General features: G+C 64.6%; 14 protein-coding genes. 2 read left to right on the forward strand and 12 right to left on the reverse strand.

What is annotated here, in order from left to right; all coding sequences use genetic code 11:
• Window position 1: 1 nt before the first annotated feature.
• The 9 genes from KVY23_RS07315 to KVY23_RS07355 form a co-directional block, all read right to left on the reverse strand.
• A complete protein-coding gene (locus KVY23_RS07315; protein ID WP_230555889.1) occupies window positions 2-1,213 on the reverse strand; it encodes a TerD family protein in 1,212 nt (403 codons plus the stop codon).
• A 73-nt stretch (window positions 1,214-1,286) separates the two neighbouring features.
• Entirely contained in the window at window positions 1,287-1,523 is a 237-nt protein-coding gene (locus KVY23_RS07320; protein ID WP_206508762.1) for a helix-turn-helix transcriptional regulator, read from the reverse strand.
• Complete coding sequence (locus KVY23_RS07325; protein WP_206508761.1) at window positions 1,523-2,119, reverse strand: hypothetical protein; 597 nt, start codon at window positions 2,117-2,119, stop codon at window positions 1,523-1,525. The genes KVY23_RS07320 and KVY23_RS07325 overlap by 1 nt, the downstream gene beginning before the upstream one ends.
• A gap of 75 nt (window positions 2,120-2,194) precedes the next feature.
• Entirely contained in the window at window positions 2,195-2,953 is a 759-nt protein-coding gene (locus KVY23_RS07330) for an ESX secretion-associated protein EspG (protein WP_230555890.1), read from the reverse strand.
• Window positions 2,950-4,350 (reverse strand): hypothetical protein, encoded by a 1,401-nt coding sequence (locus KVY23_RS07335; RefSeq protein WP_230555915.1) that lies wholly within the window; start codon window positions 4,348-4,350, stop codon window positions 2,950-2,952. Before KVY23_RS07335 ends, KVY23_RS07330 begins: the two co-directional genes overlap by 4 nt.
• Window positions 4,351-4,454: 104 nt before the next feature.
• Window positions 4,455-5,267 carry an HAD family hydrolase gene (locus KVY23_RS07340; protein ID WP_206508758.1) on the reverse strand — a complete coding sequence of 271 codons (813 nt, stop codon included), beginning with the start codon at window positions 5,265-5,267 and terminating at the stop codon, window positions 4,455-4,457.
• A complete protein-coding gene (locus KVY23_RS07345; RefSeq protein ID WP_230555891.1) occupies window positions 5,264-7,591 on the reverse strand; it encodes a phosphoribosyltransferase in 2,328 nt (775 codons plus the stop codon). Before KVY23_RS07345 ends, KVY23_RS07340 begins: the two co-directional genes overlap by 4 nt.
• Window positions 7,588-8,760, reverse strand: coding sequence for an HpcH/HpaI aldolase/citrate lyase family protein (locus KVY23_RS07350; protein WP_206508756.1), 1,173 nt, complete (start codon window positions 8,758-8,760; stop codon window positions 7,588-7,590). Before KVY23_RS07350 ends, KVY23_RS07345 begins: the two co-directional genes overlap by 4 nt.
• Window positions 8,761-8,789: 29 nt before the next feature.
• Entirely contained in the window at window positions 8,790-9,911 is a 1,122-nt protein-coding gene (locus KVY23_RS07355) for a hypothetical protein (RefSeq protein WP_230555913.1), read from the reverse strand.
• Window positions 9,912-10,158: 247 nt separating this feature from the next.
• Here KVY23_RS07355 and KVY23_RS07360 point away from each other — a divergent pair, with 247 nt between their 5' ends.
• Both KVY23_RS07360 and KVY23_RS07365 read left to right on the forward strand, forming a co-directional pair.
• The gene (locus KVY23_RS07360; protein WP_230555892.1) at window positions 10,159-10,734 is read left to right on the forward strand and encodes a TerD family protein; all 576 of its coding nucleotides are present in this window, start codon (window positions 10,159-10,161) and stop codon (window positions 10,732-10,734) included.
• 104 nt (window positions 10,735-10,838) lie between these two features.
• Window positions 10,839-11,936 (forward strand): DUF475 domain-containing protein, encoded by a 1,098-nt coding sequence (locus KVY23_RS07365; RefSeq protein ID WP_230555893.1) that lies wholly within the window; start codon window positions 10,839-10,841, stop codon window positions 11,934-11,936.
• Window positions 11,937-11,947: 11 nt separating this feature from the next.
• Here KVY23_RS07365 and KVY23_RS07370 read toward each other — a convergent pair whose 3' ends face one another.
• From KVY23_RS07370 to KVY23_RS07380, 3 genes are all read right to left on the reverse strand, one after another.
• The gene (locus KVY23_RS07370) at window positions 11,948-12,322 is read right to left on the reverse strand and encodes a LuxR C-terminal-related transcriptional regulator (RefSeq protein ID WP_206508754.1); all 375 of its coding nucleotides are present in this window, start codon (window positions 12,320-12,322) and stop codon (window positions 11,948-11,950) included.
• Between the two features lie 152 nt (window positions 12,323-12,474).
• Entirely contained in the window at window positions 12,475-13,158 is a 684-nt protein-coding gene (locus KVY23_RS07375) for a response regulator (RefSeq protein ID WP_230555914.1), read from the reverse strand.
• A gap of 96 nt (window positions 13,159-13,254) precedes the next feature.
• Window positions 13,255-14,634 carry a glycosyltransferase family 87 protein gene (locus KVY23_RS07380; protein WP_230555894.1) on the reverse strand — a complete coding sequence of 460 codons (1,380 nt, stop codon included), beginning with the start codon at window positions 14,632-14,634 and terminating at the stop codon, window positions 13,255-13,257.
• Window positions 14,635-14,765: the final 131 nt, after the last annotated feature.

The following is a 14,765-nucleotide window of genomic DNA, read 5'->3' on the forward strand; positions in this document are numbered from 1 at the left end:
GTCAGGCCTGAACGAAGCGTCCGAGCTGCGGAACCGCTTCGCCCGCGTGCTTGGCGTTGATGCCCTCGCCGATGGCTTGAAGTTTCCAGTTCGCACCCTCGCGGTACACCTTGGCCATGACGAGGCCGGTGAACGGCATCCCGCCCTGCAGGGTGAATCGTGCGAGCTCGGTGTTGTTGGTGTCGTCGACGAGTCGGCAGAACGCATTGTCGATCTGCTCGAAAGTCTGTCCCCGATAGGAGGTCACCGTGAACACGATCGAGGTAACCTGCGGCGACACCCGCGTCAGGTCGACGCCCACGACCTCGTCGTCACCTTCGCCTTCACCGGTGAGGTTGTCACCCTCGTGCAGGATGGAACCGTCTTTGGCCTTGAGCTGCCCGTAGTAGACGACGTCGACGACGTTCTTGCCGGCCAGCATGATGGCCGATGCGTCGAGGTCGATGTTTCCGCTCTTGCTTCCGCCGCCGCCGAAGAAGCCCGTCTTTTTCGGTGCAGGTACCGGATCCCAACCGAGTCCCATGCGGATGACGGTCAGCGCGACGCCACCGTCCTTGCGGAGGGTGACCTTCTGCCCCTTCGTGAGGCTGACTGGACGAGCCTTCGTCAGGCTCACTTCCGGCGGGCCGGCAGGTGCGGACGGTGCAGGAGCGGGTGGCGCGGGTGCGGGTGGTACGGGTGCGGAGGCCGGCTGTGCGGCGGGGGCGTCGTCGACGGACACTCCGTGATCGGTGACGAGTGCCGCGAAACCACCCGCGTAACCCTGCCCGACGGCTCGTACTTTCCAGGCGCCGGAGCGCCGGTAGATTTCGACAGCGATGACGATCGATTCGGCGGTCAGGCCGTCGACGGAGTACTGGAAGAGCGAGTTGCCCTGCGCATCGGAGACATACGCGGTCGGTGGCGCGGAGCGTCCGAAGCTGCTCGACGCGTCCTCCAGGGTGATGACGGCGCGAATCTGCTCGATGTCGGCCGGAATCTGCGTCAGCGAGATCGCCAGCTGTGCGGGTTGACCGGCTCGACCGGGAACGAGTCGAACGCCAGGGCCGGTGGGCTGGTTGAAGAAGACGAAATCGGCATCGGAGCGAACCTTGCCGTCGGCCCCGACCAGGAGAGCGGACAGGTCGGCCGGGGCTGTGAGCTGCACCGAGACGACCACGTCGGTTGCGGTGATCGGACCGTTCTGACCCTTCACCAATTGTTGGGCAGACATGTACGTCCTTCGTATCGTGGGCGGAACCGACTTCGTGCCGCCCACCAATGTACTGGGTTCGTCAGCTCGACCGTCAGCTTGTGCGGCGGGGCGTTCGCATGGTGAGAAGCTCGCCGGGTGTGCACTCGAGGGCGCTGCACACCGCGGTGAGGGTGCTGAACCGGATGGCCTTCGCGCGATCGTTCTTGAGGACGGACAGGTTGACCACGCTGACTCCGGCCAGACGCGAGAGTTCGGCAAGGGTCATGCCGCGGTCTTCGAGAAGTTCACCGAGATTGCACGTCACGAGGTGCTCGACGGCATCGGCCATCACACGAGTCCGTCACTGTCTTGCTCGAGCCGTGCGCCCTGCTTGAGTGTGGCGAACACGAGCTGAAGGAAGACCGCGATGCCGAGGGCGACCCATACGCCTGCCGTCGAACCGTGCGCGTCGAAGGCGTCCAGGTCGAGAGCTCCGATGACCGAATTGGTACCGAGCCGATCGAAGACCATGGGCAGGACAGCGAAGGCGATGACGGCGACGCTGACCATGACGAGATTCACGTTCGCGCGCTGGGAGAACGGCCTTTCCTCGATGACGTCGACACAGAACCGGTACAGGAAGAACAGGCCGAACAGAAGCACAAGCGTCGTGGTGACGGAGACGGCGTACCCGCAGAAGGTGACGAACCCTTGTAGGTGCCCGAGATCCTGTCTGTCGACGGTCAGTTCGACGATGTTGCCGTCGGAGAAGCGGCCACCGAACAGTGGAATCGGTGGCAGCGTATCTCTCGCCTCGAGCACGACATCCACGGTGTTCGAGCGATGAAACGTCACCGCCTGCACGACGCCCCAGCCGGCGATCATCGCTGCCAGTAGAGCGGACGCCCAGGCGTTTCCGCGCACCGATCCGAGCCCGAGGTTCATGGCCACTCCATATCGATTGTCGTTATTAACGATCATCGATATGTTATCGAAATTCGATACGGTGTCAACGGTGGGTCACACCGCAGCAAGGGCCTCCCCGACCAACCCGGCGATCTCGGTCACCAGCTGGGGTGTCGACGCCGGCAGCACGCACAGCTTGGCGCCGTGTCGGATCAGGTATCGACCGTCGTCGGCGAAGTCCACCCAGTTGACGCCGGTGGTGGACTCCTCGAGTCTGTTGTCGGTGGCCGATCCGGTGCAGACCAGGATCTCACCCGCGCAAGTCGGCGCACGGCTGAAGAGTGCCTCGTAGCGGTCCTCGTCGGTTCTGCGGCCCGCCCGCCGAACCAACGGAGACTGTGTTTCTACGGACGCGCCGGCATAGTCGACGTCCATGCGCGGAGCAGTCCCCCCGTCGGCGGGTGGGAGCACCTTCAGCACCGCCGCAACGGCTCGAAACGGCTCCAGCAGGCTGAGTGTCACCGCACCCCCGGATCGGTCGGTGTCCGCGGGTTGCTGGGTTGCCACGACGGCGATCTCGTGTCCGCGGGCTGCATGTCCGCGAATCTTCTCGGTGGAGATGGGTGACGATGATCGATGACCGACGACTTCCACTCGAACATTCGGGGTGACGAGGGTGTGTATGGCGAGGCGCAGGTCGTCGTCCATCATCCGAGCGACCGATTCGGCCGCCTCGTGGCGCTGGCGATGGTAGTCCGCGGCCGAGTCTGCGGTGGGCTGAAACTGAATGGGGAACGGGAGTCGGTCGCGGCCTGCATGTTCCATCAGCATGCGAAATTCGAGGCCGCCGAGCGTCCACGAGCGCCCGTTCACTCGCCGAGCACCGGTGGGGCAACCAGCGGAAGTGTTCCGATGAGTTCGTCGCCGTTGACTGCGTCGATCAGGTACCCCGGCGTCGCGTGTACATCGTCATCGCCTCCGGGACCACCGCGTCCAGCTGCCGGGGCCATGCCCATCCCTGCCATGCCGGGGCTACCGGAGCGGCCGATTCCACCTGCGCCGGGGCTCCCGGCACCGCTTCCGGCGCCCGAACCACCGCCTGCGTAGCCGGGCGTGCCGGGCATCGACCCGGATCTGCCACCCAGCCCGCCGCTACCACTGCCGCTCCCCAAGCCACCCCCGCCTCCACCGAATCCGGATCCGCTTCTGCCAGTGGCGGATCGCGCGGGCGAACCGGCGCCCCCCACAACCGAACCGGCGCCGGGATTGCCGGCAGCCGAACCGCCGGCACCGTTCGGGCCGCCGGCCGACGCCGGTGAGGTACCGGTCTGACCGGGCGAGGCCGTTTCGGGCGCCCATCCGGCTGCCTGCGTCGAGGTGTTCTCCGGGGAGGCCGTGGGGTTCTGCGCCATCGCCGACAGCCCCTCGGCCCCCCGTGCGTCTGACGATTGCGCTTGGGAGTACGCCCCGCCCGCGGATGTCGGTGCGCCGTAGGGTCCGGCGGAAGCGCCCTGCGAGGCGCCGCCGCTGTATCCACTCGGCGAGGAGAAGGCCTCCGCGCCGCTGAAGGGGCTCACTGCCGGAGGGAGTACCGGCACCTCTATCGCGGCCTGACGGATCACCGGCGCGTAGTGCGTCTTCATCACCATCCGCGCGGCCTCCTCCGCCTCCTCGTGCATGTGCTGATTGCTCTTGATCAGCCCAAAGCTCAAGGTGCGTGTGACCCAGGAGTTTGCGTCGAGCAGCTTCTCGCCGATGCCGTACGGCACCGGCGGACCCAGTAGCCGTGCTGTGTTGACAACGGCGTCGTGAGATTGCATGACCTTGGCGGCAAGGTTTTCCGACGCGAGAACCAGCTCGACCGCGGAATGCGAGTATCGCAGTACGCCCTGCCCCGCTGCGTCCGCCGCGATCCCCTGCCAGTCGACGCCTATCGTGCCCGATAGCGCACTCGCGAATTCCGCTGCATCAGTAGCGGCGTTGTAACCGAGGTTGCGCCAGTTGTGGGCCGTCACGTCGATTGTGTCCGCTTTCAAGCTCGATGCCTTGTCCCAGATTTCCTCGTGTGACATGGCATCGAAGGGGTCGTCGGTAATCGACTTCGAACTGTATTGCGCTTCATAGCCGATTCGTTCGGCGAGACCATTTACGGCCATCTGCGACATCAAGTACATGGGAGCAGTCGGGATGCCTCGTGTCATCTCCAGCGAGTGAAATGTGCGCTCGATCTCACCGGGCACGTCGATTGCCTCGAGGGGCTCCGGACTCACGATGGACACCCAGCATCCGCAACATCTGCATGCAGCCTGCTGCCCATTCCACTACCCCCTGTGTGCGAGTCGACCCTTTCTCTTGTTTGACGCACCGGCAGTGGCTACGGTTCCACTCGATTTCCGACCTGCGCCTGCAACCACCGCAGAATCTCCTCTGCCGCCTGTCCGCCGGATGCGGCAGTGACCTCGAGACCCGGGAATCGAAAATTCTTGCTCTCGAGCTCGCCGTGCCGCGGCCGAATGGCCCGGTCCGCGGCGATGAGCATATCGGCGTCGAGAGCTCCGTCACCGGCGGCGAACGTGCGCACACCGGCATCGAGCATGCCGTCCTCGATGGCGCGAGCCCGTACCTCGGCCACGGCCCGGCTCTTGCTGACGACATCGGGCATCGTGTAGATCTTGCGGCCCTGCTGCGAGACGTTCCATCCCCGCGCTGCGCACCAACAGCTCCACTCGGTGAGGAAGCCGGCGGGGACCTCGGTGGGCTCGACCACGAGGTAGCAGAACAGATCGTCGGCGGTGCGACGCTTGAGCACCCAGTCACCGTCCGCGCGGGTGCTCAGCTCGCGTTGTATCCGATGCAGTTCGATACCGGTGAAGCCGGCCCGCCAGCTACCGTCGGGCACGCCGTCGACCAGGATGTTCCCGCCGTTGCTGGTGATCGCGTACCGCCACGGGGCTCCCGGCAGAGCGATTCTCTGAAACTGTTCGATGGTGCGGGTGGTGGTCGGCACCACCAGGGCCGCCGCGGCCAACGACCGCAGCGATTCGGCCGCGTCGATGCTCATGAACGACAGCGGCGCATCCTGATAGATCTCGACACAGGTGACCGCATCCTCGAACGCGGCACCGAGGGCGTTGCGCGAGTAGATCATCGTGCGGTCGAGATCGACCGACACGAGGGCACCGGTCATGTCACGTTCCTGATCAAGCCCATGCAGGAATACGCGAGGTCCGGAACTTCGACGACCGGCACGCCCCGAGCGGCCGCCAACATCCGAATGTGTTGGTGCTCGGGCGCATCGGCGTCGCGCACCAGCACCCGCCAGGGCACCCGCCGCAGCAGCACTCGGGTCGTTTCCCCGACACCGGGTTTGACGAAGTTCACCCCGGAGATCCCGAACTCCTGCCGCACCTTCTCCACCGATGCCCAGCCGCTCCAGCTCGGCGTCCGATCGGATCGGAGTATCTCGGCTGCGGAGTCCGAGGCCGCAGTGCGTACGTCGTCGAAGCGTGCGGACACGGTGTCGAGGAGGTGATTGGACACGTCGACAGGCGCCAGCTCGGCGTAGAACTTTGCGCCGTGGAACTCACCGTCGTGGATCAGGTTGCGGTTGAGTACAGTCCGAGACACCAAACCGGACACGGTGGAGTTGAGGCAGGCCGACGCGATCAGGAAGTCGTCGCGGGTGCCGTACGTGCGCGCGCAGTGCCCAGGATCGGCGAGCACAGCTATATCGTCGTTGAACTGGGCATCGTCGAACGCGGCCAGCGCCTCGGACAGTTCTCGGGCGATCGCGCCCTTGCCGGTCCATCCGTCGACGAAGACCACCGAACGCGAATCATGATGTTCGGCAATGTATCTGATGGCGACGGTGTCGATGCCGCGATCGCGGACGATGGAGACGGCGTAGTGCGGCAGTTCGAGGCCGTGCATGCGGTGAGCCCAGCGCCGCATGAGAATTCCCACGGGTGTTCCCGCGCGGGCCAGCGATGCCAGGACGATGTCGTGCCCTCGCTCGGCGAGCACGATCTCGGTGACGGTCCCGACCGCGAGGGCCAGTCGAGATGCGCTCTCTTGCAGAACTTTCTCGAACAACTCGCGGTAGGCCGCGTCCGGTTGGTACTCGACGGGAAGGGACTCGGCGTAGTGGGCGGTACCGGCCTGAATGTTCTTCTCGCGTTCTTCCACCTCGGCTTCGAGCGCAACTGCGGACAGATCCTTCAGAAGCCACGTCACCTCGTGCGGAGCATACGAACCGAACTCAGGGCCGGTGAGTGGTTGTGCACGCCGCGACGTCGCCAATGCTCGGGGGTCGGCCCCGCTCACGACCACGATGAGAACATCCGACCCGGATGCCGCAATCGTGTGTGCCGCACCACCGTCGGCGACGAGTCGATCGGTCGCGGCGGGTTCGTCCACGACGAGGACGATCAGTGCGTTCTCGGGACCGGCTGCGTTGTAGAGGTACCGAAACTCCGTGTCGTCGGCCTCCGGTGCGCGGAAGCGGAAGCCGCGCCGCAGCGGATACCCGGGCTCGTCCAGAACATACGCCGGTGAACGCGTGGTGGTTTGGTAGAGGGCCGGATGCCCGTTCTCTTGCAGCGCAGCGGCCAGACGCTGGGGCAGATACATCAGCTCTTCGTGCCCGAGGACGACGACCGCACGTGCGGGATCGATCGAGGCACCGACGACGGCTGCCGCGTCAGCGACTGCTGCCTCGAAGGCCACGGTGTCGGAGGCGAGGAAGCCGTGCCGGCCACCGTCGGGAACGGTTGCGGGCCAGGGTACATCGACCCGTGATATCGAGCCGGGCTCCGCCCCGATCGGGTTGTACCTGGGCTCGGGCAGCGCGATGACCGTCTCGACTAGGTCAGATGCAAGCTCGACGCTGCCCTGCGCGAGGCTCACGCTGTCGATGACGACGCCGAGTTCCTGCGCCACCGACTGCGTCTGCGCCTGATGCTCCGAGGTGCGCATGTCGACCAGTGACGCGATCACGTAGCGAGCCCGTGGGGTACGCGCGTGCAGTGACCTCAGGGCCTCCAAAGCAGTTCGGCCGGTCGATATTTCGTCGTCGACCAGTACGAGTGGGAGTGCTGCCGTCATGACATCGGTGGATGTGGGCAGGAGTCGGTGATCGGTGGCGTGCGAGTGTCCCTCCTGGAACTCGGCGTACACAACCGTGCCGGGGACCTCACGCCGTGTCGAGTGCAGGTAGCAGTGAGCACCGAGGTGAGCGGCGACACCGTGGCCCAATCCCGTCGCTGTCTCGGCGAACCCGAGCACGTCGACGTCGGAACCGCCCACAGCCGTCAGTACCAGGTCGGCGAGCCGGCCTGCTGCGTCGGCCACGAGGACGGGATCGACGGGAATGTGCTTGCCGAGTACTTCCGACACCAACAGGTGGGCGCGTCGCGGATTTCGGCGTAGACCGGGCCGCACCAGCTGATCGAGCGAGAAGGTCGACGACGAACCCGTCGGTGTGAGCGTGATCGATGAACCGATATCGATCATCGGCCGGCCAGTTCGGTGAGCAGGTCTACGAAGGTGATGCCCTCGTTCGTCACGCCGAATGCCTCTGCCCGCACAATTGTCTGTTTCGCCCAGTTCCGGTGTGGGCCCAGTTCGTTCATCTTGTTGCCGAATCCCGAAGCTCGCACGCCACCGGCGTCGGAGTCGAGTATGTCCAGGGCATCGAGATACTCCTCGTGCGTCACGGCCGAGAGTGCGTGCACCGGGGCCACGTGCGATGGGTGGATGACGGTCTTGCCCGCAATGCCGTTGGCGCGGTCGAGGGTGACCTCCCGCAGCAGAGCGTCGAGATCGTGGCTCACCAGTTGTTGCCGGAAGCGAACGGCCTCTTGCTCGGCGAACGGCGTCTGGCGCAGCAGGGGGCGGAACATGCGTTCGTGGTCGGCGAAGTATTCCCAGACCGGCCCGGTGATGATGAATCCTGCGTCGTTGCTGCGTCCGAGATGGTTGACGATGGCGCTGATGACATCCGCGACGACGCGCACGTCGTAGATGGTCAAGTCACGGTCACGGCGAATGCCGAACATTCCGCACATGTCGGTCGCGCCGATCCGGACCGCGAGCACTCGGTCGCGGTGCTCGTGCAGGAGCTGGCGGATGGCCACGAGCTCGGCGTCGCGGGTTTCGCGGAAGACGACTTCTGCGGATTCGAGGACAGGCATCGCCAGCAATCTCCGGCCGTGGGCCACGGACGCTCCGGAGATCTCGTCGAGGAATGCTCGCCCGGTCGCGGCCGTGAACTTCGGGATGACGAAACCGGTCAGTGCCGAGGGGGTGGTCGAACCATCGCGGGGGATGAGCGCATCGCTGATCCGTCGGATCTGCTCCGGGGTGCGTGTACGCACGAAGACCAATGATCCGAACACGTCCGAGGGGTTCAGTTTCTCGAGCGTCTCGACGGTGTTGGTGATCGCGCTTTCCAGGTTGTGATCGGCGACGGCATCCTCGAGATCGATGACGAGGGAGCAGACACCCTCGCCGCTGCGCCGCACGAGTGCTTCGAGGAGGTCACTTCGAGTGGCCGGCATGTAGAGGGTGGCGCCGAGCGCAGTGGCGAGCGTCGTGATGTCGCCGGAGGTGTCGATCCGCCGCGGCGGGTGGAGGAACAACCGGTCCAGCACCGCGGCGTCGAGATGTCGAAAGTGTTGCAACGAAATCCTTTGTGTCCGTGGGAAAGAGATCAGCGAGCCGAAGCGCGCATCCGGTCGACCACCCCGGTGATGAAGGCCGAGATGCTGTCCAGGTCTTGCAGGTACGACCAATAGTCGGGGTGCGTGCCCGTCAGGGCGGCGCTGGCGCGGTCGATACGAGCCAGCTGAGCATCCAACACAGATCCCCATTCGGCAACCAGGCCGCGATTGACGGCGAGTTGTTGGGCATCTCGTAACCGGAAACGCACCGACTGTTCTCTTGCAACCGGATCAGCCTTCACCTTGCGCAGCAAATCGACACGGTCGGTGACGGCGTCGACGAGTTCTTCGGCATCGCTCAGATGCGCGCGTGCCTGCGCAACGTATTCCAGAGCCTGCTCGGGGTTGCCAGCGCTGGCAGCAGCCCGCGCCGCCGCCAAGTCCTCCTCGGCCTGCTCGATGTGGCGTGCGCTGGCACGCTCGTTGTCGGAGAGGTCGGCGGAGCTTGCCACGTTGAACTCGCGGAGAAGGGTGGAAAACGCCGGTGCAAGTCGGTCGAACCGGGTGCGGACCGCTTCGACTCGGGTCCGCACCGAGGCCAGAGCGGACTGCGCCTCCCGTGCCCGCGCGGGTGCCGCGGCGAGCGCTGCCTTCAACGCCGCGGCGGCTTCTCGAACGTCCGCGGCGGCGGCGCGCGCACCCCGAGCATCGTTGGACGCCAGAGACGCATCGACGGCGGCAACGGCGGTATCGACGGAGAGGAACGCCGAACGAATCGAGGGATAGTCGACGAACGACGGATCCGCCGAGGCGAGCTCGAGCTGCGCCTGTTCCGCCTGCGCCTTCGCATCCCGGGCAATGCGGGGAGTTGCGGCGAGCGCCGCCCGGGCCTCTTCGAGAGAGCTGCGGTGCGCCGCATAGAAACGGTCGACGGCTTGTGCTGCGACACCCAAACCGTGGGCGGCATTCTCGAATGCGGTCTGGGCGGCGGTGTTGGTCATGCCGTCGAACTGATCCACTGCGGCCAGGTACGTGGCACCGGCATCGAAACATGTCTTCTCAGTGGCCGCCCAGCGATCCAGCATCTCGCGCCGCGACGAAAGCTCGTGCTCGGTTTCGAGGCTGCGTACGGCGTCGACACCGGACGATGCGATGGACTGCCGTTTGTCCATGTCCAGAAACGCTGCGACCGCCGTGCCCTGCGCGGAACTGTCTCCGGCTCCGGGTGCTCCGGGAGCGGACCCACCGAGTCGGCGAAAGAGTCCAGGTCGGCGGGTTGTCACCTTGTCGATACTACTGACGGGAACTTCTCCGGGTCGGATGCGCGTTGGCGTAGAGAAGCAGGACGAACAGTGACCTAGCGGACACGAGACCACTACGGTGAATTCCGGACAGGAACTCATTGCGAAAGGACTTCTCATGGGCGTCAGCCTCAGCAAGGGCGGCAACGTTTCACTCACCAAGGCAGCTCCGAACATGACCGCCGTTACGGTCGGTCTCGGTTGGGATGTGCGTTCGACGACCGGCACGGACTTCGATCTCGACGCCAGCGCAATCGCTCTGGGCGCCGATAAGAAGGCGCTGAGCGATCAGCACTTCGTCTTCTTCAACAACCTCAAGACTCCTGACGGTGCCATCGAGCACACCGGTGACAACCTCACCGGTGAAGGTGAGGGTGACGACGAGGCGATCAAGGTCGATCTCTCAGCGGTCCCGCCGAATGTCGACACCATCACCTTCCCCGTTTCGATCTACGACGCCGATGCGCGTTCGCAGTCGTTCGGTCAGGTTCGCAATGCCTTCATCCGTGTCGTGAACCAGGCGGACAACAACGAGCTCGCGCGCTACGACCTCTCCGAGGACGCGTCCACGGAGACGGCAATGGTGTTCGGTGAGCTCTACCGCAATGGCGCCGAGTGGAAGTTCCGTGCGGTCGGGCAGGGCTACGCATCGGGCCTCGCCGGAATTGCCCGTGATTTCGGGGTAAACGTCTAGTAAAGGCAGTTCCATGATTGGGGTTTGCCCCGCTTCATCGTTCATGATGAAGCGGGGTTTTCTCGTCTTCCCTCCCTCTGCCCGCTACAGAAAGGCCACTCACCGTGGTTGTGCGCATCTTCGGATGGTCCATCGGCGTCACGATCGTGTCGATGATCGTCGCCTTTCTCTACGGCGGATGGCAGGCATTGTTTCTGGTGACGATCCTCGGCGTCCTCGAGGTGTCACTTTCCTTCGACAACGCCGTCATCAACGCCACCGTTCTGCGGCGGATGAGTGAGTTCTGGCAGAGGATCTTCCTGACGATCGGCATCATCATCGCCGTGTTCGGCATGCGATTGCTGTTCCCCCTCATCATCGTCTGGGCAGCCTCGGGTCTCGGTCCGGTGGCAGCCATCGATCTGGCGCTGAACCCGCCCGCCGACGGAGCCGCAACCTTCCCGGATGGCAGTCCCAGTTACGAGACCCTGTTGACCGACGCGCACCCGCAGATCGCGGCCTTCGGCGGAATGTTCCTGTTGATGTTGTTCCTCGGGTTCATCTTCGAGCACCGCGAGATCACCTGGCTCAGCTGGCTGGAAAGGCCTCTCGCGCGGATCGGGCGCCTCAACCAGCTCTCCGTCGTGGTCGCCAGCATCATCTTGGTCCTCACCGCCGAGTTCCTCGCTGAGGACGACAAGATCTCGACAGTCATGGTCGCGGGTGTCCTGGGGATGGTTACCTACATCGCAGTCAACGGGCTGGGAGAACTGTTCCACGTCGAGAACGACTCAGAAGACGCCGCCGGCGGACCGACAGCCCTGGCCAAGGCGACCGGCAAGGCCGGCTTCTTTCTGTTCCTCTATCTCGAAGTGCTCGACGCATCGTTCTCGTTCGACGGCGTCATCGGCGCGTTCGCGATCACCGCAGACCCCATCATCATCGCCCTCGGCCTTGGCTTCATCGGCGCGATGTTCGTGCGGTCCATCACCGTCTTCCTCGTCCGCAAGGGCACGCTGTCGGAGTACGTGTATCTCGAGCACGGCGCGCACTGGGCAATCGGCGCGCTCGCGCTCATCTTGATGGTGTCCATCGGGGTACACATCAACGAGATCATCACCGGACTCGTCGGCGTCTTCTTCATCGGCGCAGCGTTCATCGGCTCGGTGATGCGCAACCGGAAGGTCGAAGCACAAGACAGCGCCACCCCCACGCACGTGTGAGTCGACGCGCCTTACAGGTCCGCGATGTCGATCAGCCCGTCCTGCAGGGCGCGGGCGACGAGGGAAGCCTTGGTCGATGCCGGCCGGCCGACAGCGGCGTACTTGGCACGGATGCGGGTCAGGTGCGTGTTCACGGTGCCTAGCGAGATGAAGAGAGAGTTCGCGACGGCAAGCTTGGAATCGCACCTGATCCATCCGGTGAGTACTTGAATCTCACGTTTTGTCAGCATCGGCCGTGGCTTGAACGGTCCTGCCGAAGCCGCGGCCCGTGGAATCCGAATCGGCGGAGACTGCATTGCCGGAACGAGGGACATCGGTCGGCCGGGAGGGATCTCCGTGATCCGACCGACCGTTGATTCCTCCCCCGTGCTGAACTCGACAGACATGATGTTCCTCCCCCGAACCCGATGACGGTTGCGCCGCGGCGCAACCGTTCCTTGCAGAATTTTCTCAGCTGACTGCCAGGTTGTCTGCCCTGAAAACTAGGGGCATTGAAACCACAACCTCCGCATGTGCAACCGCGTGATGACGATTTCGATCAGGTCTGTGGCGGCACTTCCGGCATCGGTAGCCACCCGTCCTCGACCGCTCGCTTGTAGAGATCGGTCTTGGTCGGCGCAGGCCGCCCTGCTTCGGCGTACTTGTTCCTGATCCGAACCAGGTAGTCGTTGACCGTCTGCTCCGAGAGGCCGGCCAGACGCGCAACGCGTCCGGCCTTCTCGCCAGATGCGTACAACGCGAGCACCTCTCGCTGACGCGGGCTCAGGCCGACGTCGGGTAGTTGTGGGTCCCCATCGATCGCCGCCGCCCAATCCGTCGTCACCACCTGGTCGCCGGCGGCCGCACTACGGATGGCGGCGACGATGGCCGCAGCCGGTTCGGATTTACGGACGACACCGAGCACTCCGGCACGCGCCGCCGAGCGGACGAGGAATGGGTTCTCGGCACCGGTGTAGACCAACACCTGGACGCCGAGGGCGTGCAGTTTCTCGACGTTCGAGCGGGGTGACGAGCCGTCACCGAGGCGAAGATCGAGTACGACGAGATCGAGCTTCTCGCCGAGTTCGACCAGTTCATCGACGGTTGCGGTAACGGAAACGAGTTCCAAGTCGGCCTCGTCGGCGAGGATCGCTCCCAGCCCCACCGCGACCGATTCGTGGTCCTCCACGAGTCCTATACGGCGCAACCGACCGTGTCTTGAAATCGGTTCATCGACCGTCATCGGCTCCCCCGCGCTGTGTGCCATGCCGTCGCCCCCCGGCTCGTGTGTTCAGCTTGCCTGCCCTCTGAGCAATTGTCGAACAGCGGGGTCGGTTCGTTACTGGCGAACCGACCCTACGGGGACGTCGGCGGTGACGGGCAGCCTCGCGGACGGTTCCTGCTCGAACCTGGTCTGCGCTCGGAGGAACAGAAAGAAGAACACGACCAGTAGTACTGCTCGGCCCCAGACGCCGACCTCGACGAAGAACTCCTCGGTGGTTTCGTCTGTTTCCTGGGAGAGCGCGGCGAAGTACTTGAAGATGCCGATGCCCATCGACAGATCAGCCACCAGGTAGGCGGCGACGAGGGGCCATGGCACGCGGAGCAATACGAAGAACGGCACGAGCCACAGGGTGTACTGCGGTGAGTGCACTTTGTGCAGGAGAAGGAAGCCGCAGAGCATCGATCCGCTCACCGCGACCCACGGGTAGAGGTTATCGACCCTGGCGCGCCGGGCGCCGAGCCACAGCGCGAGCCCGAATGCCGCGAACACCAAGAGTGGCGACAGCACGTCGACGGCGTTCTGGAACGCTGCTTCGGCCTGCTCGGATCCATCCTCGGGCACACCGTCGACGAAGTAGAGCGGCCGCATGCCCCAGTACCAGATGGAATTGGTCGTGATGTCGGACTGCCGCAGCGTCTGGAACGCGAACGACGCCCGCCAGCCCTCGTAACCGAGCACGGCGAACGGAAGATTGATCGCTATCACGGTTGCCGTTGCCGCCGCGATGACTGACAGTCCGCCGCGGATGTCGAAGCGGCCTCGGCCGCGAGCTCCCTCGTAGGCGACGTAAGCGGCGAGCGGAAGCACGAACGCCCCGGGATACAACTTGAGGCAGAACCCGATGCCGAGCAGAACCGCTGCGATGATGGAGCGGGTGCGCAGCGACCACCGTGTGTTCATGACGAACACGGCGCCGACCGCGGAGGCGACCACCGGCAGCTCCCAGTTGTGGAATGCGTACATCACCAGTGGCGGCCCGACGGACCACAGAAGAGCGGCATTGCCCGCCAGCCGTCCGAGCATCCAGGCGGTCAGGAGACCGAAGGGTGCGAGCAGCAGCGCCGAGTAGAGCAGGAACTCGGCATCGGTGTGCGCGGGGATCGCGCCCAGCCACATCAGCAGCCCGCTCAGCACCGGGTATTCGACGGTTCCCCCCGTCAGGATTCCATCGGAGTTGATGGCACCGTCCAGATACGGGAAAACGTGATTGTCGATGTCGCGACCCAGCCACAGGAACTGGATGTCGGAATAGCAGACGCGAGTGTCCTTGATCAGGTCGAACGCGGTGCTGCGACCGTTGTCGTAGAACGGCGCGATCGCGCAACGCGCCTTGTTCAGGTAACCGAGAAACAGGGTCACCGCACACAGGGACACGATGATCGCCGTGGCGGTTGCGGAGTGACGCGTTCGCGGCAACCACCGTTCCCTCTTCATGCCGCCAGCCTAATGGGACTTGATCGGCGAGTCTTCGGCTGGAGCTGGTGCAACCGGAGAACGCTGGTCACCGAGCCGCTGGTGGGTGAGCACTATTTCAACCTGGAGTGATTGTGTGACTCCTAACCCTA

The organism is Rhodococcus sp. I2R (assembly GCF_020889545.1).
Classification (GTDB): Bacteria; Actinomycetota; Actinomycetes; order Mycobacteriales; family Mycobacteriaceae; genus Rhodococcoides.

Excerpts from the sequence above, each read along its gene's own strand:
- KVY23_RS07315 (WP_230555889.1), bottom strand. The coding sequence starts at position 1,213 with ATGTCTGCCCAACAATTGGTGAAGGGTCAGAACGGTCCGATCACCGCA.
- KVY23_RS07320 (WP_206508762.1), bottom strand. The coding sequence starts at position 1,523 with ATGGCCGATGCCGTCGAGCACCTCGTGACGTGCAATCTCGGTGAACTT.
- KVY23_RS07325 (WP_206508761.1), bottom strand. The coding sequence starts at position 2,119 with ATGAACCTCGGGCTCGGATCGGTGCGCGGAAACGCCTGGGCGTCCGCT.
- KVY23_RS07340 (WP_206508758.1), bottom strand. The coding sequence starts at position 5,267 with ATGACCGGTGCCCTCGTGTCGGTCGATCTCGACCGCACGATGATCTAC.
- KVY23_RS07345 (WP_230555891.1), bottom strand. The coding sequence starts at position 7,591 with ATGATCGATATCGGTTCATCGATCACGCTCACACCGACGGGTTCGTCG.
- KVY23_RS07355 (WP_230555913.1), bottom strand. The coding sequence starts at position 9,911 with ATGGACAAACGGCAGTCCATCGCATCGTCCGGTGTCGACGCCGTACGC.
- KVY23_RS07360 (WP_230555892.1), top strand. The coding sequence starts at position 10,159 with ATGGGCGTCAGCCTCAGCAAGGGCGGCAACGTTTCACTCACCAAGGCA.
- KVY23_RS07370 (WP_206508754.1), bottom strand. The coding sequence starts at position 12,322 with ATGTCTGTCGAGTTCAGCACGGGGGAGGAATCAACGGTCGGTCGGATC.
- KVY23_RS07375 (WP_230555914.1), bottom strand. The coding sequence starts at position 13,158 with ATGACGGTCGATGAACCGATTTCAAGACACGGTCGGTTGCGCCGTATA.
- KVY23_RS07380 (WP_230555894.1), bottom strand. The coding sequence starts at position 14,634 with ATGAAGAGGGAACGGTGGTTGCCGCGAACGCGTCACTCCGCAACCGCC.